The organism is Marinobacter sediminum (genome assembly GCF_023657445.1).
GTDB lineage: Bacteria > Pseudomonadota > Gammaproteobacteria > Pseudomonadales > Oleiphilaceae > Marinobacter > Marinobacter sediminum_A.
This window is the reverse complement of record NZ_JAGTWY010000001.1, coordinates 561,548-582,539: the sequence shown is the minus strand read 5'-3', so window position 1 is coordinate 582,539 and position 20,992 is coordinate 561,548. Positions and strand designations below refer to the sequence as shown.

Genomic DNA, 20,992 nt, shown 5'->3' with positions numbered 1-20,992 from the left:
TCAACTCGCTGATATTTCACTTGCCCAGCCAAGCTTGTCACGGCAGGTGGCGTAAAAATTGTGATCCGTAGGATGGATCAGGCGGATCTTGAACGGCTTCTTGGTAATACGAATGATATCGCCCGGCGCGCAGGCAATGTTCATCTGGCCATCAAAAGAAATCTGCGGATAGGTTTCGTTGGTTTCACCAATCACCAGCTTGATCTCACTTTTGCCATCAACAACGATTGGGCGACTACTCAGGGTATGGGGGAACATCGGCACCAGAACAACGGCATCCAGCTTCGGATGCATGATCGGGCCGCCCGCAGAAAGGGAATAAGCCGTAGAGCCTGTCGGCGTTGCAACGATCAGGCCGTCCGAGCGCTGACTGTAAACAAAATGCCCGTCTATAAACAGGTCAAAACCGATCATTCGGGTAGATTTCCCGGGATGCAGCACCACGTCATTCAGTGCCGTACCAAAACCCAGGGGCTGGCCATTGCGCTCGACATTGCCGTCCAGCAGAAAACGGGTCTCCTCGATGTACTCGCCACCAAGAACCTTACCAAGCCGCTCTTCCAGATCAGAGGGGGAAATATCGGTCAAAAAACCAAGCCGGCCACGGTTGACGCCAAGCAGTGGAATTTTTGATTTGGCCAGCTCCCGCGCTGCACCAAGGAGGCTGCCGTCACCACCGACGACGATGACCAGATCGCAGATCTCGCCAAGCAACTTTTTGCTGGCAACCTGCAGGCCATGCCCGGGTAACATGCCTGCCGTATCTTCCTCGAGAATAACGTGGTAATTGTTGGCTATCAGGTATTGCTTTAGCTGACGCAGTGATTCAACCACTTTCACACTGCCCATCCGGCCAATGACGCCGATATTCCTGAACTGATCCATGAGGCTTCCTGTGGTGTCGGAATGCGATAGGGCCGGACAGATCCGTTACCCCCGTGACAATCTGGCGTACAGTTTAACGAAAGTCACCCGGATACTGAAAAAAGATCAGACATTCAGCCCTGATGCTTTTCGCACCGATCATCAACCCCTGGGCGGAATTCAGCAGGCTGGCTCACCCGCATAATAGGCTCACCACAGGTTTTTCGACCTTTCCCTGTATGTTTACACACCGGGTCCTCATAATGCTCAAGCCATTCCCGGTATGCCGGCTCATTCAGGCCACAGCGTTCCGCCGCATATGAAACAGGGCCATTGAAGTAGGTTTCGATATCGGCGTAGGGCAAGGTGATGTGCCCGACACCCGGGTGATAGGCAACAAGAAAGACCGACTGATTCTTGAGATGCTCCATGATGGAGTTCTCCGGGGGCTCCCGGTCCCGCAGTTCCTGGGTTTCCTGCTCGAGGACAGCAATTTTGTCGTCACGGAGTTCCAGCTCTCGCTCTTTCCGCTCCAGCTGCTCACGCAGGAGAACCAGTTCAGCATCAGCATTGGCATCGTCACGCTTCTTTTCTTCGCCACGGGAGGTTATTTGCTCCTGCATGGTGAGGTATTGCTCGTTTCGCTCAGACAGGCGTTTTTTCAGCTGTTCGTTGCTCAGCCTCTGACGCTCATACTTCTGCTCGATATCAGACAGCTCACTGCGTAAACCCTGCATTTCCAGGCGATGTTCACGCTGGATATCCGAGAGAGAATCCCGATGCACGCTCTGCAGGGTTTTGATGCGAAGTCGCTGCTCGCGAATCAGTTGGGCAAGACGGGAACGGTCGGCAGAATTGGATGCGTCTTCCTGTTCCGGCGCGCCGCCCGAGTCAGCGCTCAGTACCGGAATTTCTTCTTCCTGGGCCGGCTCGATTTTGCGGAACTTGAGACTGTTGGCCTCGACTGCTTTTCGAATGGCCTGGAAGTGGTTATTGCCCGGCGTCATGTCCGGATCCCATAAGTCTTTAGCAAACCGGGGCTCTGGACACTGGCTTCGACACACGAGCCGAATGGGACCGCCGCCCATATCCGGTCCTTTGGAACCCTGTTTTGCCAGTTCCTCTATGGGGATGTTCCAGTGGGAATCCGCACGGCCCTCTTCATCAAACCAGATTCGGAAAAACACCAGGGAGCGCACAAGAAGATCATTACTCAACTCGACCTGCACGGCTTTGACATCGGTTTCGGCCAGGTCCGACAAACCCACATATCCATCCAGAAACGCGCCAAATTCACTGGCACGCATCTGACGCGCCACCTGGCCTCCATCCACGAAAAACACCGCCGCATAACCATCGGTCGCCTGGTCGGCAGATACCATTTGTGACTCCCCAAGATTCAACGATTCGACACCCGCACGAAGGACACATTCAGGATGTTCCATCGGATTCCAGCGCCAGCAGCACTTCCCCGCCGGCTTGGCGGGGAAGTGCTGCAAACTGACAGACTCAAGGACAATAGTCTAGCCAGACAATCTCAGGTGCACAGGTAAAAACTGCAACGTTTTGTGATCAGCCTTGTGACAGGGTTTGCGATCAGAGTTCTGCAGCAAGCCGGCTACCCTGATCGATGGCGCGCTTTGCATCCAGCTCTGAGGCTACATCCGCTCCGCCAATCAGGTGCACCGGTACACCGGCTGTTTCCAGCCCACCCTGAAGCTCACGCAGCGGCTCCTGGCCAGCACAGATAATGATGGTATCCACTGGAAGAACACGATCTTCTCCATACTCTGCACCCTTCGGTGTGACCGTAATGTGCAGGCCCTCGTCGTCAATCTTGCGGTAACTTACACCGGGCACCATCTGCACCTGACGGTTTTTGAGGGATGTCCGGTGAATCCAGCCAGTGGTCTTGCCGAGATTTTTGCCAACCTTGGAGGCCTTGCGCTGCAACAGGTAAACCTCACGGGCAGGCTCCGGCACCTCCGGTGCAACACCCTGAATACCACCCCGATGCTCAACGCTCAGATCGACGCCCCATTCACGCATGAAGTGCCCGGTGTCGAGTGCCGCGGACGCGCCCTTGTGAACAATAAACTCAGACACGTCGAAACCAATACCGCCGGCACCAATTACGGCCACTTTCTGACCAACAGGTTTGCGCTCAAGCAAGGCATCCAGGTAACCAATAACTTTCGGGTGATCAATGCCTTCAATATCCGGCATGCGGGGTTCAACACCCGTGGCCAGAACCACATCATCAAATCCGCCAGCCTTGAGATCCTCCACATTCACCCGGGTATTCAGGCGAACATCCACACCGTGTTTGTCCAGCATCACACGGAAGTAACGCAGGGTTTCGTAAAACTCTTCCTTGCCGGGAATGCGTTTGGCTACATTGAACTGGCCACCAATCTCGCTTCCCGCGTCAAACAGGGTAACCTTGTGCCCGCGCTCCGCGGCTACAGAGGCAAAGGCCAGGCCGGCGGGCCCGGCACCGACAACCGCAATGGCGCGGGGCGCTGCTGTCTTCACATACGCCAGCTCAGTTTCATGACAAGCCCTGGGGTTGACCAGACAGGAGGTCAGTTTTCCACTGAAGGTGTGATCCAGGCAGGCCTGGTTGCAGCCAATACAGGTATTGATCTCATCCGAGCGGTCTTCCGCCGCCTTCAGCACCAGGTCTGCATCTGCCAGGAACGGACGCGCCATGGACACCATATCGGCATCGCCCTCGGCCAGAATCTTCTCGGCCACATCGGGCATATTAATTCGGTTAGTGGTAACCAGAGGGATACTCACTTCCCCCTTAAGGCGAGCCGTCACCTTGGTGAAGGCACCGCGGGGAACGGATGTCGCAATGGTTGGCACGCGCGCTTCGTGCCAGCCAATACCCGTATTGATAATGGTCGCACCGGCTTTCTCGATCTCCTTCGCCAGATGGACCACTTCCTCCCAGGTACTGCCGTCTTCAATCAGGTCCAGCATTGACAGTCGATAGACAAGAATAAAGTTCTCACCGACCCGCTCGCGGACACGACGCACAATTTCGATCGGCAGTCGGATACGGTTCTCGTAGCTTCCGCCCCAACCGTCTGTCCGGTGGTTAGTATGGGACACGATGAACTGGTTGATGAAATAACCTTCCGAGCCCATGATTTCCACGCCATCATAACCGGCGCTCTGAGCCAATACCGCACAGTCGGCATAGTCCTGGATCTGCTTTTCAATACCGGCTTCATCCAGTTCTTTTGGCTTGAACGGGTTGATTGGAGCCTGGATGGCAGACGGCGCCACCAGTTCCGGGGAATAGGCATAGCGACCGGCGTGCAGGATCTGCATACAGATCTTGCCATCGGCCTCATGAACGGCACGGGTAATGACCTTGTGCTTCTCAACCTCGTCCTCGTTGGTCATCTTGGCCGCGTGCTGAAACACACCACCTTCCACGTTCGGCGCAATCCCACCGGTAACGATCAGACCGGCACCACCACGCGCACGCTCAGCATAGAAAGTTGCCAGGCGCTCGAAACCGTTCTTGGCTTCTTCCAGGCCAGTGTGCATGGACCCCATGAGGGACCGGTTGCGCAGCTTGGTAAAACCAAGGTCCAGAGGCTCCAGAAGGTTCGGGTATTTGGCGACGCCAGGGGTGGCGGATGCAGTCATGATTGGTCTCCTCATTCTCAATTTCTACCGGCCTTAAAGGGGCCAGACTCGTTGTATGACGCTAAACTACCCCGCTGGCTTGCCATCAACAATATCCCTGAATAACATTGTATTATCCCTAGATAACATGTCCGACAAAGGCTTCTAATGATCAGAAAACCGGCAGCTACTCAGTATCCACGCAACGCCCTGGGAAACATCAGTGTTCTTTATGCGTCTGTATTGCTGCGTGCCGCGGCTGCAGAAGGTGCCGATACCAACCAGCTGACCTCAAAGTTCCGGCTGGGCGAGGAGACCCTGAATTCACACGCCGCACAGATCAGCATTCCCCGCTTTATGCGCTTGGGACATGCCGTCATCGGCCAAACGGGAAACCGCGCCCTGGGTCTGCGCATGGGAGCCCTCACCCGCCCAGTCGATGCCGGCATCGCTGGCCTGGCTGGCCAATCTGCGGCCACTGCGGGGGAGGCTCTGACTACCCTGATCCGTTATTCCCTTCTCACCAGTCAAAACAGCCGGGGAACACCAAGTACACAGCCATCAGATCGTCAGGCCCGGTTCTATTCCATTCGGCCCTACAACGCTTTCAACTTTTTCGTCGTGGATTCGGTTCTGGCCGCCTGGACTCAGTTTGTCCGTAATATTACGGGCCGGTACGAGGTACTTGAGCGGGTCACGATCGAATACCCATCCATCGGGCAGGACGACCTGTTCGAGAGCTGGTTTCGCTGCCCTGTTCACTTTGGCGCCGACAAAAACAGTATCACCCTCAAGTCGGACACATGGACACAGCCAACGCTTGGGGCCCACCCCGCCATGCATGAAAAACTGGTGGCGTTATGCGACCGCGAATTGCAGCAGATTCAAAGGGGCTGGACCACCGGGGACCGGGTAAAACATCTGCTGACCCCCCTGTTCAGAGGTGAAAGCCCGAGCCTGGAAACCATTGCCAGCAAACTGGGCGTAGCTCCATGGACGCTACAGAGGCAATTAACGGCAGAAGGCACAGGGTATCGCGAACTCGTGGACGAGACACGAAGACAACTGGCAAGGGACTACATTCGGGAAACCGACACATCACTTGCGGAAATCGCCTGGCTACTGGGTTTCGCCAATCCGGCGGCGTTTCACAAGGCTTATCGGCGCTGGTTTGATATCAGCCCCGGAGAACACAGAAAGCGGTTAAAGGCAGAACGCTAGATCTCAATTGCGTCATCGAAGCCTTCGTCGTCATCGAATTCTTCGAATTGGTTTTCAATGAGCTCTTCTTCGTAGTCAAGCATGGACATTTCCTGTTCAGTGAATTCAGGAATACCCTACAAATAGACTGTGACAGTGCGATGACAGAAATCTGGGGAAACAAAAGCGAGGAGAGAAAATGGCGGAGCGGACGGGACTCGAACCCGCGACCCCCGGCGTGACAGGCCGGTATTCTAACCAGCTGAACTACCGCTCCGCGTTGGCTGTCACATCTTGCCTGATTCAGGCGGCACAGTCAGGGGTCTGACTGCTCTGTGACAACGAGGGCGCATTATAAAGAGGCACCCTGTTATGTCAACGTTTTTTCGGAAAAAAATCCGAAAGAAGCATTTCACATGGCATCAACCATGACATCCTTGCCCTGCGCAGTCTTGCGATACTCAATCGGTGTCATGCTGGACCAGCGCTTGAAGGCACGGTAGAAGGTACTCGGCTCCGAGAATCCGGTCAGGTAAACGATCTCGTCGATCGACTCATCCGTGGTGGCCAGCAACTGCCGGGCAAGACGGTAACGGAAATCGGCCAGTACCTGATTAAAGCTGGTTTCAGCTTCGGTCAGCCGCGTGCGCAACGTTCGGGGTTTAATATCAAGGCGCTCGGCTACGGCATCCAGGGTAACCTCACCGCCATCCAGAAGTTCAGCCACAATACGCTCCACCTGGCCGACGATATCTTTCTTCTCAAGGCGCGCCACCTGCTCGCTGGCAAATCGCTCGTGCAGGTCCAGCAACTCGGGCTCCGCGTGGGGCGATGCATGGGCCAGCAGTTTTGCCGGGAAAAATAGCCGATTCTCTTCCGCTCCGAAGATGACGTCGCAGCCGAGCACTTCAGAAACATGCTCCTGGCCCTGCTGATCCCGGGAATGCTCAAACTCAATGCGAGACGGGTGAAAGCTGTCATCCGTAATAGAACGGAAAAATGTAATCAGGCCCAGCACGAAACACTCATTAAAGTGCTTCAAACGCCTCACCTCTTCGGAAGCTGCATCCAACACCATGCAGGCGTCGTCACCCTCAGTGAAGAAATCGGTATTGGCAGCGTCGCTCAACAGGCGCTGATAGTTCTGGGCGCGATGCAGGCCCTCACCAAATGTCGGACTACTGAGAAACAGGTATTCGAGCACTTGCCCCTTGTAGACCGGGAGCAGCTGACCAAGGTGGAGGCCTATGTCTGGATCTCCCGAGACGTCTTCAACCACCTGCCAGAAGTACAGCTGGGCACTGTGAGGCGTACGCAACTGCTCGGTATAAACGTAACTCTCGTCAACGCCCAGACGGCTGAAAATGGTATCGGTGTCGATGCCTTTTTTTTTCATTGCCTCGTAGATCAGGCGCAACATCACTCCCGCGTCACGAAGTTCCTGCATAAGATTCCGTTTTTTTATTTGCTTAATATCACTTTGACCCGCCGGACACTCGCCGGGGCATGCCAAGTCAATGCCTGATCTGGCCGGGTTTGCCAGACTGAAAGTCTCTAGCATTGCCCGTCTTAGACCATAGTCTTAACCAGAGCATATCAGGCCACAGACTCACAGTTGTACCAGAATGTAAAAAAACCAGTACTTAGGCCACCAGTATGCAACCATTTACACAGGGAAAACCGTGAACCAGGGAGAACACTGAGATGCCAGAAACTCTTGTCTACCACAACGCTCCACCGGCCTTACTGCCGCTGTACGCAAAGGCATTGCTGCCAAAGTCCGGCAAATCCTCCGGAGACATTTCCATTCCGAAGCTGTCTGCCAGCCTTCTGGGAGTCAACTCAGCCAACGGCACGCTACCCCGTTACGAAAGCATCTGTGGCTACCCTCATCACACCCGGGTTCCAGTTACCTGGCCACATGTTATGGCCTTTCCACTACACCTGAAGCTGCTGACTGAAAAGGCATTTCCTTTACCGCTACTCGGCCTTGTGCATCTACACAACACCATTACCCAATACCGGGAAATCGGAACCGGTGAGAATCTGGACATACATGTCCGGCTTGGGCAGCAGGAGCGCAGCAAACGGGGAATAGAGTTTGACCTGATTACCGAGGCCTATTCCGCCGGCAAACTTATCTGGGAGGAGACCAGCGTCACGCTGTTCAGGCAGGCGGACAACACGGAAAGCAGCCCCCGGGAGAAAAGCCCGCCACCAACGCTTGATCGCTACCCCAACACACTCAACATCACGGTGCCGGAGTCGATAGGCCGTCAGTACGCCAGTGTCTCGGGCGACAGCAATCCGATTCACATGCATGCGCTCAGCGCAAGGGCATTCGGTTTCCCCCGCGCCATAGCCCACGGCATGTGGAGCAAGGCCCATGCACTGGCGCTGCTGGAACAGCAGAAAGGTTGGAAATCCCCTTGTTTCAGGGTGACATGCCAGTTCAAAAAGCCGCTGCTCCTGCCGGGAAATGCACAGCTGAACTGGCAAATGGGTCAATCGGGCTGTGATTATCAGCTACTGAACGACGAGGGCAATGCGCCTCACCTGAGCGGGCACATTGAATGGCTGTAGCGATTCCGGGAAGACTGAGTGTCAGTCTTCCCGGGTATCAGGCGGATTATCCGGACGACAGGGAGCGCCTTCCGCACCGGCAACAGGCAGCGTGAAGAAGAAACAGGCACCACCATCCTGGGGACGCTCGAAACCGATATCTCCCCCCTGAGCCTGAATCAGCGAGCGGCAGGTAGCCAGGCCGATGCCCATACCCTCATCCTTGGTGGTATAAAACGGCAGAAACAGTTTGTCCTCAGCATCCGCGGACAGGCCAACACCATAATCTCTTACCTGCACCCGCACACAATGCGAGCCAACCAGACTTGCACTAACCTCCACCGGCGTGGCTGATCCGGAGCTGCGCGTTGCCTCAAGGGCATTACGAATGAGGTTCAGCGCAACCTGCTGCACCTGGATCGGGTCGGCCAGGACATCCGGCAAACCCTCTGGTACCGCAACCTCGATACCACCTTCGTTGTTACGCATGTCCACTTCTGCAAACTGCCTCGTATCCTCAAGCAGCGCCGGCATGGAAATAATCTCCTTGCCGGTTGCCGGCTTTTTCATAAACCGGCGAATTCGACGAATGATTTCACTGGCACGATGAGACTGGGCTTCAATCTTGTCCAGGGTTTCCCCAATCAGGCCAAGATCCGGTGTTTCCTTGCCCATCATTCGCTTGGAGACGCGGGCGTAATTTGTGATGGCAGTCAGCGGCTGATTAACCTCATGAGCAAATCCTGCAGCCATTTCACCCATGGTGGTCAGGCGTGAGGCATGAGCAAGTTGATCACGCTGCTCCTGAACCAGCTCCCTGGCTTCTTCCAGAGCCGCCTCGCTTTCCAGCTCCGCCGTGATGTCACGAAAAACCACAACCGCTCCGTGCAGTTCATCGTCATCAAGCTTCGGGGTGGAACGGTACTCTGCGGGGAAGCCGCTACCATCCGTGCGTAACATTCGGATATTACGCTGGCTCTCGGCCACGCCCTGGCGGCACGTACCATGAACGGGCAATCCGCCAGTATCTTCGCCCACCGCCGCAAAATGAATCTCGAAAAAATTACAGCCTATAATCGCATCCACCGGGCTCCCCAAAATCGCCGCCGCTGCGGGATTGGCAAACTCGATCACGCCATTCTCATCGAGACCGTAAATGCCCTCGCTGATGGAGTTGAGAATCCGGGTCTGATCACCCTGCAGCTCGCGGTTGCGCGCCTGCAGTTCGCGCTCAAGGCGAATGACGCGGGCATGGGTCTTAACGCGGGCAATAACTTCCTGGGACTGGAATGGCTTGGAAATGTAATCCGCCCCACCCAGTGAAAAGCCTCTTACCTTGGCCTGGAGATCATCCAGAGCAGAGAGGAAAACCACGGCGCAGTCTGCCGTTTCCGGGTCGGCCTTGAGGCGTTCGCACACCTCATAGCCATCCATATCCGGCATCATGATATCAAGCAGGATTACTTCGGGCTGATGGCGGTGCGCCAGATCCAGGGCCTTGTCCCCCTCATTGGCAATCAGCAGGCGATAGCCTTTGTCCTTAAGGGTCTCATAGAGGACTTTGAGGTTCTGCGGATTGTCATCCACAAGCAGAACCGTCACCTCCGAGTTTTCACTGACAACTTCAGTCATATAAACGGGGCCGGTTGAAAACGTCACCGTATAATGCAGGCAGGATCACTTCGCGTCGATAAGGTCCTTTACGGACAAGACCATACGAACCAGGTGAGCGAGGGAATGGGTTCCCATCTTGTGCATCACCCTGGAGCGATGAATTTCCACCGTGCGTTGACTGATTTCGAGCTCAATGGCAATCACCTTGTTGGCCTGGCCGGCGATCATGCGATCCATGATCTCGTGCTCTCGGGGCGTAAGGCTCTTGATACGGCGAATGATTTCCTGCTTCTCATCCAGGGATTTACGCTGTTCCAGATCCTGCTCTAGAGCCGCCTCAATTTTTTCCAGCAAAGCTTCCTCGCGATAGGGTTTCTGGATAAAGTCCACCGCCCCCTCTTTCATGGCGTCCACCGCCATGGGCACATCACCATGCCCGGTCACAAAAATTATCGGGAGAATCGAGTGCTGCTCGTTCAGCTTCTTCTGAAGCTCCATACCATCCATTCCTGGCATACGGATATCCAGCACGATGCATCCGGCCATCTTGTCGGAGTAATCCTTGAGGAAAGCTGTCGCGCTCTCATAGGTTTTCACCGGCTTGCCGTCAGATTTCAGCAACAACTCCAGTGAATCACGAACCGCTTCGTCGTCCTCTACTACGTAGACAGTCTGCTGGATATCAGTCATGGAAGTATTCTCTCCTGTCCGTTTTCTTATGGAGCCCGATCAATGAATTGACGGGTCTTTATTGGCATCTCGGGCATGTTCCTGATGCTCGTGCTCGCGCATTTTTTCAAGCCTTTGCTGGATAATGCCAAAAACACTCTGCTTCGGGTACCTGCCTTTATCATCCGCCTTGCCAGCAGGCTTGCCCAGCAGCAGCGTAACCGCCTCTTCAAGATGGGAAACGGCATACACGGAAAAGTTTCCTTCCCGCACTGCGTTGACCAACTCACTGTCCAGCATCAGATTCTGGACGTTTGTGCCCGGAACAACCACGCCCTGGGTGCCGGTCAGGCCACCTGTAAGCTGGCAGGTCGCGAAGAACCCTTCTGCCTTTTCATTTACGCCACCAATAGGCTGCACTTCTCCAAATTGGTTGACCGAGCCGGTGATGGCCAGGTCCTGACGCACGGGCACACCCGACAATGATGAAATCAGGGCACACAGCTCCGCGAGGGAAGCACTATCGCCATCCACTTCGCCATAATTCTGTTCGAAGGTGAGGCTCGCCGACAGGTGCATCGGATCCGTCACAGCAAAGTGAGAGGCCAGCCACGAGCTGAGGATCATCACCCCTTTCGAATGGATGTTACCGCCCAGCTTCACATCCCGCTCGATATCCATGACCGCACCATCTCCATAATAGCAGGTTGCGGTGACACGATTAGACAGACCGAACTCAAAACCACCGGTCGAGAGTACCGACAGGGCATTAACCTGCCCGACACAGGTACCACTGGTAGACACCAGCGTTGAACCATCTCGGATGGAATCGTAAAACTGGTCACGGATCCGGCTATCCCGGTATTTGGCACTTTCCAGAGCACGCTCCACATGAATATCCTGGATGAGCTTCGCTCCAGCCTGACGGGCCCAGAAATCAGACTCCCTCAGCAGGTTGGCAATATTGGCTGCATGGAGGGAGAGGCGATTCTGGTGCTCGGCCATACGAGCGCTGTGCTCGATCACCCTGGCAACGGCCTTGTTCGAGCAGTGCAGCAGTTGCTTCTCGCTCACGAGGCTGGCAATAAACTTGGCGTACAGCAGCTGACTGTCATCGGAGCGATACATTTCGTTCTCGAAATCCGCGGTTACCCGAAACAGCTCCGCGAACTCTGAATCGTATTCCTGCAGCAGCATCCAGGTTTCACGGTCACCAAACAGCACAATCTTCACATCCAGTGGCACCGCTTCCGGCTCAATGGATATGGTCCCGGAAAGGGTCAGCTCCCGCTCCAGCGAGTTGATCTGAATGCACTTGGAACGCAGCGCCCGTTTCAGGCCATCCCACACGAAAGGCTGCTCAAGCACCTTGATGGCATCCATCAACAGATAACCACCATTGGCCTTATGCAGGCTGCCCGGGCGTATCAGCGAGAAATCGGTGAAAACCGTGCCTTTGAAGGTGACGTTTTCCACGTAACCGAACAGATTGTGGTAGGTCGGGTTGTCCTCAACCACCATGGGGACTTCGTTGGTTTTCTGATGCACCAGCACGTTGACCAGATAACGTCTCGGCATCTTCTTGTCCAGCGACGCATAGGCGATCGCTGCCTGCTCCTCGTTGTCATCAAGGAAAATATCGAGATTCTCTGCCAGATCGGCCCGTACCGCCTCGAAAAAAGCAACAACCTCCGGCATATCCTTGTATTTCTGCTCGAGTTCGTCGATCTGGTGACCGGAAATGCCCGCAAGCGTCTCCTCATTCAAGGCCTGCTGCTTATCGGCATACTCCTGCTCCCAGTCGGCCAACTTACGAAGTGCCTGACGCAGTTTTTTCTCAAGCTTGTCGATGGCGTCTTCGAACTTGTCCCGCTGCGCCTCCGTCAATGCCTGAAACGATTCCGCGGTGTGGGGCTCCTCACCATTCATGGCCACCAACCGATAGCCGCCAGGTGTGGAAACGGTCAGGCGAACCTTTTTTCGTTTAGCCTGAGCCGCAACCTTTTCCAGCTCGTCTTCCTGCATCTTGCCGTATTCGTTCTTGAGCTGCTCGGAGCGCTCCAGAAAGCTGTCACTGTCAAACGTCTGGGGAATCACCTTCACCAGACGACTCATGAGCTTTTCCATGTCCTGCTTGAGCTGAGTTCCCTGGCCCGCAGGCAGCTGCAACAGCTTGGGTACCCTTGGCTCCTCGAAGTTCGCCACATAGCACCAGTCATGGCTTTGCTGATCGGTATCCACATGGTGCTCAAGATAACGCAGCATCATGGTGCGTTTACCCAGACCGTTGCGGCCCACCGCGTAGACGTTGTATCCACCATGGGGCATAGCCAGCGCAAAGCGCACCGCTTCCTGGGCGCGATTCTGGCCGACGATTTCGGACAGAGGCTCCAGTTGTCTGGTGGTTTTGAATGGCAAATCTTTCAGAACACAGGCTTTGTAGAGCTGGTGCAGAGACAGTGACTTCAAGGTTTGGTCCTGTAACAGTTGAATCATTGGCCGGTCATTGTAGATTCTGCAGCCCTCCCTGTCGCGTGCAGGGTATAGATTTCTCGGAACGTTTCAGGGCTCCACAAAACTGTTAGCCAGTTCACAAAACAGCCGCCAGTCATTTTTCAGACCTATGTCCGAGAACTACACTTCATCTCCCGACCACGGTTTAGCCAACCAACGGTTCGGCCAATAACAAAGACAAGACACGCGATGGATGCCAACGTATGACGAGTGATTCCGCAGATCGCAGAATCAAGGATCGCTTCCCGGCCTCTTGCCTCAAAGTACATTTGCGGGAACGCGGCTTGTTTGGTCGCGGCAGACAGGCCACAGCCGTTACCTGCCTGGACCTTAATCGCTACGGTATGGCTGTACTTTGTCCACGCCCGGTGGAACCGGGGGTCCGGTTATTTATGGATTTTCAGGGTAAGTACATCAGCGAATCGCGGGTCTGTGCGCGGGTGGTGGAATGCCAGCCATTTCAGACTGGTTTCCGGGTTAGCGTACAGTTCAGTTATTGCCAGGATAAAAAAGGCTATTCACGTGCAGCCGACAATGCTCTGTCGCGAATCGAAGGCTTCTACAACCGGTTTGCCAGCTGAAGACTGAAACGTCTCTCAGATTAGGCCAGCGTCCAGGCTAGCCGCAACGTACATTCCCAGTTCCCGACACTGTTCCTCGAACTCGTCCCGGTATTCGCCCCGGCAAATCAGGGGGTCCTGGAGTTGCCGCCAGCGAAGACCTGTGGTGATACTTTCAATCGCCCGGTTGGTACCGGTACCGTCATGCCCTGCCCGGATGTAGTAAGCAAAGGGCAAGCCCTGGGTTTTTTCCAGGCAGGGGTAGTAACTGCGATCAAAGAAGTCCTTCAGAGCCCCGCTCATGTAGCCGAGGTTTTCAGTGGTGCCCAGGATAATGGCATCGCAGGCAAGAACGTCCTCAGGGCCTGCATCCAGGGGTGCCAGGACCGTTACCTCGACGTTCTCGATATCTTCGTGGCGAGCACCCTGCGCGACCGCGTCCCGCAGTTTGAGAGTATTCGGGGAAGGCGCATGGGCAACAACCAGCAATTTCTTTTTGGTGTCCATTACGCCTCCCGAGGACTACTTAAAGCAGCTCACCATTCGCTTCAGCCGGTGCTTCCTCAGCCTTTTCCTTTTTCTCCGGCTTAGGCATCAGCTTGTCGCGGACCTTGGCTTCAATTTCGGTGGCGATCTCCATGTTCTCTTCCAGGAACTTGCAGGCATTCGCCTTACCCTGGCCAATCTTGTCACCGTTGTAGGCATACCAGGCACCGGATTTGTCCACATAGCCTTCTTTCACACCCATATCCAGAACTTCGGCCATGTGGTAGATCCCCTTGCCGTACATGATCTGGAATTCAGCCTGCTTGAACGGCGGAGACACCTTGTTCTTGACGACTTTGACGCGAGTTTCGTTGCCCACGACTTCGTCACCGTCTTTTACCGCACCGATGCGGCGGATATCGAGGCGTACGGAAGAATAGAATTTCAGCGCGTTACCACCGGTGGTGGTTTCCGGGCTGCCGAACATCACGCCGATCTTCATCCGGATCTGGTTGATGAAGATCAGCAGGCAGTTGGCGTGCTTGACGTTACCTGTGAGTTTACGCAGTGCCTGGGACATCAGCCGTGCCTGAAGACCTACGTGACTGTCGCCCATCTCACCTTCAATTTCCGCTTTTGGAGTCAGCGCCGCCACGGAGTCCACGATGATGACGTCCACCGCGTTGGAGCGAACCAGCATATCGGCGATTTCCAGCGCCTGTTCACCGGTGTCCGGCTGGGACACCAGCAGGTCATCCACGTTAACACCCAGCTTTTCCGCGTAAATCGGGTCCAGAGCGTGCTCAGCATCCACGAAGGCACAGGTTTTACCTGCCTTTTGAGCCTCGGCAATCACCTGCAGGGTCAATGTGGTTTTACCAGAACTTTCCGGGCCGTAGATCTCACAGATACGACCGTAGGGCAGGCCGCCTATACCCAGGGCAACATCCAGCCCCAGAGAGCCGGTGGACACCGCAGGAATGGCTTCGCGGGGCTGGTCGCCCATTTTCATGACGGCGCCTTTACCGAACTGGCGTTCGATCTGGCTCAGTGCTGCGCTTAGTGCTTTCTTGCGGTTGTCTTCCATCAGTGCAAAACCCTCTGTCGCCGTAGCGGCCGGTAATCACTCAAGACCGGTCGCGGAATAATGGTGCGGGAACTTGTACAGCAGATACAGCAAATTCCCTGTATATTTGAACAGTATTAAAACATAACCCGATGAGCAGACCAACCCCTCTTTTGTGAAACTGATTTGATTGTTGCATACGCGCTATTCGGCACCGGTCAGGACGCCTCCAGGAACCCCCGGACCCCCTGCAGTGCGAAGAGCGCCGCCTGACGCCGAACCTGATCCCGGTCACCGGAAAAATGCTCAACGACAGCCTCGGTGGAAGCCGGATTATCGCCCCAGGCGAACCAGACCGTGCCCACCGGCTTTTCCTCACTGCCTCCGCCCGGGCCTGCGACACCGCTGATGGCGACAGCCACATCGGCACCGGTGGCAGCCAGAGCACCGGCTACCATCTCCCGAACGACCGGTTCGCTGACCGCACCGTGGTCCTCCAGTGATTTCCCGGTCACCCCCAGCAGTTCCTGTTTGGCCTGGTTGCTGTAGGTGACCAGACCACCGAATACGTAGGCGGATGAGCCTGCCTTGTCAGTCAGTGCCTTGGCCACCCAACCGCCGGTGCAACTTTCGGCCGTGGCAATCATACGTCCCTGGCGTTCCAGCAGTTCCCCAAGGCGCTCTCCGGCGTCGAACAATTCCTGATCACTGCCAGTCATAATGATCTCCTTCATTTCATCCCGGGCGTTATTTTCTTACAATTCACGCCTCCACCCAAAGCAAGGCAACCGGACCCGTCCATGTCAGCAGCTCAGACCGATCTCTCCAAGCACACCCCAATGATGCAGCAGTACCTGAAGATCAAGGGTCAGCACCCTAATGAACTGGTGTTCTACCGCATGGGGGATTTCTATGAGCTGTTTTACGAAGACGCCAAAAAAGCCGCTGAGCTGATGGACATTACCCTGACGGCGCGAGGGCAATCAGGTGGCAACCCGATTCCCATGGCCGGCATTCCTTTTCACTCGTCTGAAGGGTACATTGCCCGGCTGGTGCGGGCCGGTCAATCCATTGCCATCTGTGAACAGATTGGCGACCCGGCCACCAGCAAAGGTCCCGTTGATCGCCAGGTCGTAAGAATTGTTACTCCCGGCACGCTGAGCGACGACGCCTACCTCGAAGACCGCCGCGATAACCTACTCGTGGCAATATACAGCCATCGCGAGCAGTTCGGGTTTGCCTCGCTGGATATTTCCAGTGGCCGCTTCGCCGTCTCCGAGCTGGATAACCTTGAAGCGCTGCAGGGCGAACTCCAACGGGTGCGTCCGGCCGAGATCCTGATCAGTGAGGATTTCCCGTACGAAGAGGTTCTGGAGGGCTTCACGGGAATTCGACGCCAGGGCCCCTGGCTGTTCGAATCCGACACCGCACGCCGGGTGATTACGCACCAGCTGCAGGTGCGGGACCTTACCGGGTTTGGCTGCGAGGACCTGACCCTGGCCATCTGCGCCGCGGGCTGCCTGCTGCAATACGCAAAGGAAACCCAGCGCACCGCCCTGCCCCACATCCGGAAACTGACGCGGGAGCGGCGGGATGAGGCGGTTATCCTGGACGCTGCCAGCCGGCGCAATCTGGAAATAGACATCAATCTCATGGGCGGCCACCTGCACACCCTCGCCTGGGTGATGGACCGAACCGCCACGTCCATGGGCGGACGCGAACTTCGACGCTGGCTCAATCGCCCGTTGCGGGACGTAAATGTGGTATCACAGCGCCAGCAGGCCGTGTCAGCGCTACTGGACGGTTTCCATTACGAGCCGGTACACGGTCTGCTGAAGGCGGTCGGCGACATTGAACGGGTTCTCGCCCGGGTCGCCTTGCGCTCGGCCCGCCCACGGGATCTGGCCCGTCTGCGGGACGCCTTCCAGGCGCTGCCGAACCTCCAGGAGACCCTGAAACCGGTCAATTCCCACCATATCGTGAAGCTGGCCACCATCATTGGCGAATACCCGGAGCTTGCCGACCTGCTGGAACGCTCCATCATCGACAACCCGCCCGTGGTCATTCGTGAAGGCGGCGTGATCCGTGAAGGGTTCGATGAGGAGCTGGACGAACTTCGCAACATCAGCGAGAACGCCGGCCAGTATCTGCTGGATGTAGAGACCCGGGAGCGGGACCGCACCGGCATCAGCACCCTCAAGGTTGGGTATAACCGGGTGCACGGCTATTACATCGAAATCAGCCGCGCCCAGTCAGGTCAGGCCCCGGTCGATTACATCCGGCGCCAGACCCTGAAAAATGCCGAGCGCTTTATCACCCCCGAACTGAAAGAGTTCGAGGACAAGGCCCTGAGTGCCAAAAGCCGTGCGCTGGCCCGCGAAAAGGCCCTTTATGACGAGGTGCTGGAAAGGGTCGCAGAGCAGCTTGCACCACTACAGGATGCAGCCCAGGCCCTGGCTGAACTGGACGTACTGAGCAACTTTGCCGAGCGGGCAACCAGCCTGCGCTTTGCGGCGCCGGAATTCAGTGAGTCACCGGGCTTCGATATTGAAGAAGGCCGGCATCCGGTGGTGGAACAGCTGCTGGCCGAACCGTTTGTGCCTAACGATCTGCTGATGGACACCCAACGCCGTATGCTGGTGATCACCGGCCCGAACATGGGCGGTAAGTCCACCTACATGCGTCAGGCCGCGCTGATTGCCCTGCTCGCCTACACAGGCAGCTTCGTACCGGCCAATCGTGCCGTCCTGGGTCCGGTAGATCGTATCTTTACCCGGATGGGCTCCTCGGACGACATCGCCGGAGGGCGCTCCACCTTTATGGTGGAAATGACCGAAACCGCCAACATTCTCCACAATGCGACGGAGTTCAGTCTGGTATTGATGGACGAGGTGGGTCGAGGCACCAGTACCTTTGATGGCTTGTCGCTGGCCTGGGCCACCGCCGAACACCTGGCAAAAAACATTCGTTGCTACACTCTGTTTGCGACGCACTATTTTGAGCTGACACAGCTCGCCGACGACCTGCAGCATGCCGTTAACGTGCACCTGACCGCCACCGAACACGACGACAGCATTGTGTTCCTGCACAATGTCCACGATGGCCCGGCAAGCCAGAGCTACGGTTTGCAGGTGGCCAAGCTGGCGGGCGTGCCCCAGGACGTGATTCGCAATGCCAAGGGCCAGCTGGCGCACCTGGAAGGTAGTGCAACCCCGGCAGCGCCGGCCAGCCAGGGTCCGGCGCCAAGCGTTCAGGAATCTCGTCCACAGTCCTCGACAAAAGCCAGTGACCCCGTCATGCAGGGCGATATGTTTGCCAGCCTGGAGCCCAGTGTGGTTGAGCAGGCGCTGAAGACGCTTGAGCTGGATGACCTGACCCCGAGAGAAGCCCTGAACCGGCTTTACGAACTGAAGGAACTGCTGGCCAAATAACAGCAACTGTCCAGCTTTTTGACCTAAGTAATAAAGATATAGCGGCCCAGCTCTTGCGGGTCTGCAGGGCGCTCCCTACAATATTGCGCACTAAAACATAACCATGGAGCCGTTACACAAGCTCCCGATGAGATTGACCACTGGACCAGGGATCTGACTATGGCGTTTATCGTTACTGATAACTGCATCAAGTGTAAATATACGGACTGCGTGGAAGTCTGCCCGGTAGACTGTTTCTACGAAGGCCCGAACTTTCTGGTAATCGATCCGGACGAGTGCATCGACTGCGCCCTCTGTGAACCCGAGTGTCCGGCGGAAGCGATTTTCGCCGAAGACGAGCTGCCCGCCGATCAGGTCCAGTTTGTGGAACTCAACGCGGATCTCGCCGGTAAATGGCCCAACATCACAGAGAAGAAAGATCCGCTGCCGGACGCCGAAGAATGGGACGGCAAGCCGGACAAGCTCCAGTACCTGGAAAAGTAAGGCCAGGGTCAGCAAGACACTGCCTGAACAAAAAAAGGGAAGCTTACGAGCTTCCCTTTTTCTTTTTTCTTTGGGCGAACCCACGGTGAATTACGTACTGGCCAACTTGGCCCCCATCGCAACAAAGAACCCGCCGGTGGTGGCATTAAGAGCCCGCTTGAGCCTTACACTTACACCAAGCCCCTTGAAACGAACCACAACCCAGGCCAGCCCGCATTGCCAGATCATAGCCAGCATGAAATGCACACCTGCCAGGATCAGTGATTGCTGAAACGCATTCCCCGCCGGATCCACAAACTGGGGCAGGAGCGCCATATAAAACAGCGCCGTCTTGGGATTGAGAACATTGGACAGCAGCCCCTCCCGGAACGAAGCGGCGATCGAAACGTTCCGCTTTATCACAGCAGATTTGGCCTCAGGAGTTTTTTCTCCCTTCATCAGCGCCTGGCGCAGAGAGACAATGCCCAGCCAGATCAGGTAACAGGCACCTGCCCACTTGAGCGCAGAGAAGGCCCAGGCCGTTTCCACCAGGAGAATGGAAATACCCAGTGCCGAGAGAGTGGCGTGGATGAACAACCCACTACAGATCCCGACACTGGTCACACAACCATCCTTCAGCCCACCGCGCCCCGTGTTCCGCATAACCAGCAGCGTATCGACACCCGGTGTAATGGTGAGCAGGGTGATGGCAACGAGGTAGGCCCAGAATAATTCGGTAAACACAAACGCCTCCGCTTCACGTCAAAGGCTGCACTCATCAGGCCTCAGACTCCAGAATCTTGCGGGCTGCCGCCGACGTGTAAAAGCCGGACAACCTGCGACGAACCAGGGCCTCAACATAGCCCTCTTCGCGCAGAACGTCTATAACCGGAATTGCGTAGGCGTCGACCTCGGCCATGATCACCTCACGGGTCACTCCGACATCGTCGAGCAGATCGGTAATCGGCCGGTCGCCATACTTGGCAAACAGGTGCTCAACCGCCGCGCGGGCGCAGCCGTCAAAGTAGGCGGTTTTGCGAAACTGCAGCCAGAACTCGTAACCAAGCACCACGAATTCCTGCAGCTCAACATCGCCCATCCCCTCACGCAGGTCAGCGATGGTTTGATCTTCCATGGAGACCCAGGCAGCCATCACGCTGTCCCTGAGCTCATCGTCAGTCAGAGCCCTGTGCAGGAATTGCTCACTACGGACAATAAGCTCGGGCAGACTGTCAGACAGCCACGCCTTGATACGCCGCTCAAAGGTTTCGTCCAGCCCCGGTACAGCCCTGTTGGCCATACGCCTGCCGAACTTCATCATCGACCCCACACCCGGAACCGACTTGGTAATCAGGTTGTCCTCGTAGAGGTAATTCACCAGGCCGGCGTAGACCAAATTGGACACCAGTTCCTGATAGACCGGGTGCGCCATGATTTCACTGATCACCCGGTCACGCTGCTGACGCAGTTCCAGGGCTTCTTCAAGGAAGCCGGTCGCCTGCTCCCGGCTCAGGATCTCACCCAGGGTTGTCCGTTCCTGAATCGGTGTATTCATTACTTCTGTTGCCATCTCAGCCGCCAGCTCCGGGATACCGGCATCGAGCTCCATATTGACCACAATGCGATGAATAATGCCCATGACCTGATTTACCGAGGTCAGCCGGTTCAGGGTAATGGTGCCAGCGAGACCAAGCAGCTCCGTCAACTCCTGCTCCAGAAACTTGCGCAACTTTGCGCCCTTCAGCGACGCCATCTCGTGTTTAACGTGCTGGTCCAGTAACGCGCTGGCAAGGTCCTTGCTGCTCTCTGTCATGGCTTATGCTTTCCTGTGTATTCAATATGTGAGATCAGGCTATGAGGCTAACATGGGAGAGCTTGTGAGCAGTTCGCCAAAAATACCGGAAGGATAATGCGGTGGA

Annotated in this window: 17 protein-coding genes and 1 tRNA gene; 5 read left to right on the top strand and 13 right to left on the bottom strand. The window is 56.0% G+C overall.

Annotated features, from left to right (window positions below):
- From KFJ24_RS02870 to KFJ24_RS02860, 3 genes are all read right to left on the bottom strand, one after another.
- The gene (locus KFJ24_RS02870) at positions 1-885 is read right to left on the bottom strand and encodes an NAD(+) kinase (RefSeq protein ID WP_250829587.1); all 885 of its coding nucleotides are present in this window, start codon (positions 883-885) and stop codon (positions 1-3) included.
- Between the two features lie 113 nt (positions 886-998).
- The gene (locus KFJ24_RS02865; RefSeq protein WP_250829586.1) at positions 999-2,246 is read right to left on the bottom strand and encodes a DNA repair protein; all 1,248 of its coding nucleotides are present in this window, start codon (positions 2,244-2,246) and stop codon (positions 999-1,001) included.
- Between the two features lie 214 nt (positions 2,247-2,460).
- A complete protein-coding gene (locus KFJ24_RS02860) occupies positions 2,461-4,530 on the bottom strand; it encodes an FAD-dependent oxidoreductase (RefSeq protein WP_250829585.1) in 2,070 nt (689 codons plus the stop codon).
- A 147-nt stretch (positions 4,531-4,677) separates the two neighbouring features.
- Here KFJ24_RS02860 and KFJ24_RS02855 point away from each other — a divergent pair, with 147 nt between their 5' ends.
- Positions 4,678-5,730 (top strand): AraC family transcriptional regulator, encoded by a 1,053-nt coding sequence (locus tag KFJ24_RS02855; protein ID WP_250829584.1) that lies wholly within the window; start codon positions 4,678-4,680, stop codon positions 5,728-5,730.
- Positions 5,731-5,909: 179 nt separating this feature from the next.
- Here KFJ24_RS02855 and KFJ24_RS02850 read toward each other — a convergent pair.
- Both KFJ24_RS02850 and KFJ24_RS02845 read right to left on the bottom strand, forming a co-directional pair.
- A tRNA-Asp gene (locus tag KFJ24_RS02850) sits at positions 5,910-5,986 on the bottom strand.
- Positions 5,987-6,121: 135 nt separating this feature from the next.
- Positions 6,122-7,156, bottom strand: a complete 1,035-nt coding sequence (locus tag KFJ24_RS02845) for an AraC family transcriptional regulator (RefSeq protein WP_250829583.1) — start codon at positions 7,154-7,156, stop codon at positions 6,122-6,124.
- Between the two features lie 257 nt (positions 7,157-7,413).
- Between KFJ24_RS02845 and KFJ24_RS02840 the strand changes: the two genes are divergently transcribed.
- On the top strand, positions 7,414-8,292 hold the full coding sequence (locus KFJ24_RS02840; RefSeq protein WP_250829582.1) for a MaoC family dehydratase: 879 nt from the start codon (positions 7,414-7,416) through the stop codon (positions 8,290-8,292).
- A gap of 21 nt (positions 8,293-8,313) precedes the next feature.
- Here the strand turns inward: KFJ24_RS02840 and KFJ24_RS02835 are convergent, their stop codons facing one another.
- The 3 genes from KFJ24_RS02835 to KFJ24_RS02825 are packed head-to-tail and all read right to left on the bottom strand — an operon-like array spanning position 8,314 to position 13,023.
- Positions 8,314-9,903, bottom strand: coding sequence for an ATP-binding response regulator (locus tag KFJ24_RS02835; RefSeq protein ID WP_250829581.1), 1,590 nt, complete (start codon positions 9,901-9,903; stop codon positions 8,314-8,316).
- Positions 9,904-9,948: 45 nt separating this feature from the next.
- Positions 9,949-10,575 carry a response regulator FixJ gene (gene fixJ / locus KFJ24_RS02830; RefSeq protein ID WP_250829580.1) on the bottom strand — a complete coding sequence of 209 codons (627 nt, stop codon included), beginning with the start codon at positions 10,573-10,575 and terminating at the stop codon, positions 9,949-9,951.
- A gap of 39 nt (positions 10,576-10,614) precedes the next feature.
- Positions 10,615-13,023 (bottom strand): Lon protease family protein, encoded by a 2,409-nt coding sequence (locus KFJ24_RS02825; RefSeq protein WP_250829579.1) that lies wholly within the window; start codon positions 13,021-13,023, stop codon positions 10,615-10,617.
- 248 nt (positions 13,024-13,271) lie between these two features.
- Between KFJ24_RS02825 and KFJ24_RS02820 the strand changes: the two genes are divergently transcribed.
- Positions 13,272-13,649 (top strand): PilZ domain-containing protein, encoded by a 378-nt coding sequence (locus KFJ24_RS02820; RefSeq protein WP_250829578.1) that lies wholly within the window; start codon positions 13,272-13,274, stop codon positions 13,647-13,649.
- 15 nt (positions 13,650-13,664) lie between these two features.
- Here the strand turns inward: KFJ24_RS02820 and KFJ24_RS02815 are convergent, their stop codons facing one another.
- The 3 genes from KFJ24_RS02815 to pncC form a co-directional block, all read right to left on the bottom strand.
- Positions 13,665-14,135, bottom strand: a complete 471-nt coding sequence (locus KFJ24_RS02815; RefSeq protein ID WP_250829577.1) for a flavodoxin family protein — start codon at positions 14,133-14,135, stop codon at positions 13,665-13,667.
- A gap of 19 nt (positions 14,136-14,154) precedes the next feature.
- Positions 14,155-15,201, bottom strand: a complete 1,047-nt coding sequence (gene recA / locus KFJ24_RS02810; protein ID WP_250829576.1) for a recombinase RecA — start codon at positions 15,199-15,201, stop codon at positions 14,155-14,157.
- Between the two features lie 197 nt (positions 15,202-15,398).
- The gene (gene pncC / locus KFJ24_RS02805) at positions 15,399-15,899 is read right to left on the bottom strand and encodes a nicotinamide-nucleotide amidase (RefSeq protein ID WP_250829575.1); all 501 of its coding nucleotides are present in this window, start codon (positions 15,897-15,899) and stop codon (positions 15,399-15,401) included.
- Positions 15,900-15,980: 81 nt separating this feature from the next.
- Between pncC and mutS the strand changes: the two genes are divergently transcribed.
- Together mutS and fdxA are read left to right on the top strand one after the other, a co-directional pair.
- Positions 15,981-18,611 (top strand): DNA mismatch repair protein MutS, encoded by a 2,631-nt coding sequence (mutS, locus tag KFJ24_RS02800; protein WP_250829574.1) that lies wholly within the window; start codon positions 15,981-15,983, stop codon positions 18,609-18,611.
- Between the two features lie 159 nt (positions 18,612-18,770).
- A complete protein-coding gene (gene fdxA, locus KFJ24_RS02795; RefSeq protein ID WP_250829573.1) occupies positions 18,771-19,094 on the top strand; it encodes a ferredoxin FdxA in 324 nt (107 codons plus the stop codon).
- Between the two features lie 90 nt (positions 19,095-19,184).
- On the opposite strand, the gene KFJ24_RS02790 is transcribed toward fdxA, so the two are convergent.
- Together KFJ24_RS02790 and KFJ24_RS02785 are read right to left on the bottom strand one after the other, a co-directional pair.
- The gene (locus KFJ24_RS02790; protein ID WP_250829572.1) at positions 19,185-19,817 is read right to left on the bottom strand and encodes a LysE family translocator; all 633 of its coding nucleotides are present in this window, start codon (positions 19,815-19,817) and stop codon (positions 19,185-19,187) included.
- A 34-nt stretch (positions 19,818-19,851) separates the two neighbouring features.
- A complete protein-coding gene (locus KFJ24_RS02785) occupies positions 19,852-20,886 on the bottom strand; it encodes a hypothetical protein (protein ID WP_250829571.1) in 1,035 nt (344 codons plus the stop codon).
- Positions 20,887-20,992: the final 106 nt, after the last annotated feature.

Excerpts from the sequence above, each read along its gene's own strand:
- KFJ24_RS02870 (WP_250829587.1), bottom strand. The coding sequence starts at position 885 with ATGGATCAGTTCAGGAATATCGGCGTCATTGGCCGGATGGGCAGTGTG.
- KFJ24_RS02865 (WP_250829586.1), bottom strand. The coding sequence starts at position 2,246 with ATGGTATCTGCCGACCAGGCGACCGATGGTTATGCGGCGGTGTTTTTC.
- KFJ24_RS02860 (WP_250829585.1), bottom strand. The coding sequence starts at position 4,530 with ATGACTGCATCCGCCACCCCTGGCGTCGCCAAATACCCGAACCTTCTG.
- KFJ24_RS02855 (WP_250829584.1), top strand. The coding sequence starts at position 4,678 with ATGATCAGAAAACCGGCAGCTACTCAGTATCCACGCAACGCCCTGGGA.
- KFJ24_RS02845 (WP_250829583.1), bottom strand. The coding sequence starts at position 7,156 with ATGCAGGAACTTCGTGACGCGGGAGTGATGTTGCGCCTGATCTACGAG.
- KFJ24_RS02840 (WP_250829582.1), top strand. The coding sequence starts at position 7,414 with ATGCCAGAAACTCTTGTCTACCACAACGCTCCACCGGCCTTACTGCCG.
- KFJ24_RS02835 (WP_250829581.1), bottom strand. The coding sequence starts at position 9,903 with ATGACTGAAGTTGTCAGTGAAAACTCGGAGGTGACGGTTCTGCTTGTG.
- fixJ (WP_250829580.1), bottom strand. The coding sequence starts at position 10,575 with ATGACTGATATCCAGCAGACTGTCTACGTAGTAGAGGACGACGAAGCG.
- KFJ24_RS02820 (WP_250829578.1), top strand. The coding sequence starts at position 13,272 with ATGACGAGTGATTCCGCAGATCGCAGAATCAAGGATCGCTTCCCGGCC.
- KFJ24_RS02815 (WP_250829577.1), bottom strand. The coding sequence starts at position 14,135 with ATGGACACCAAAAAGAAATTGCTGGTTGTTGCCCATGCGCCTTCCCCG.
- recA (WP_250829576.1), bottom strand. The coding sequence starts at position 15,201 with ATGGAAGACAACCGCAAGAAAGCACTAAGCGCAGCACTGAGCCAGATC.
- pncC (WP_250829575.1), bottom strand. The coding sequence starts at position 15,899 with ATGACTGGCAGTGATCAGGAATTGTTCGACGCCGGAGAGCGCCTTGGG.
- mutS (WP_250829574.1), top strand. The coding sequence starts at position 15,981 with ATGTCAGCAGCTCAGACCGATCTCTCCAAGCACACCCCAATGATGCAG.
- fdxA (WP_250829573.1), top strand. The coding sequence starts at position 18,771 with ATGGCGTTTATCGTTACTGATAACTGCATCAAGTGTAAATATACGGAC.
- KFJ24_RS02785 (WP_250829571.1), bottom strand. The coding sequence starts at position 20,886 with ATGACAGAGAGCAGCAAGGACCTTGCCAGCGCGTTACTGGACCAGCAC.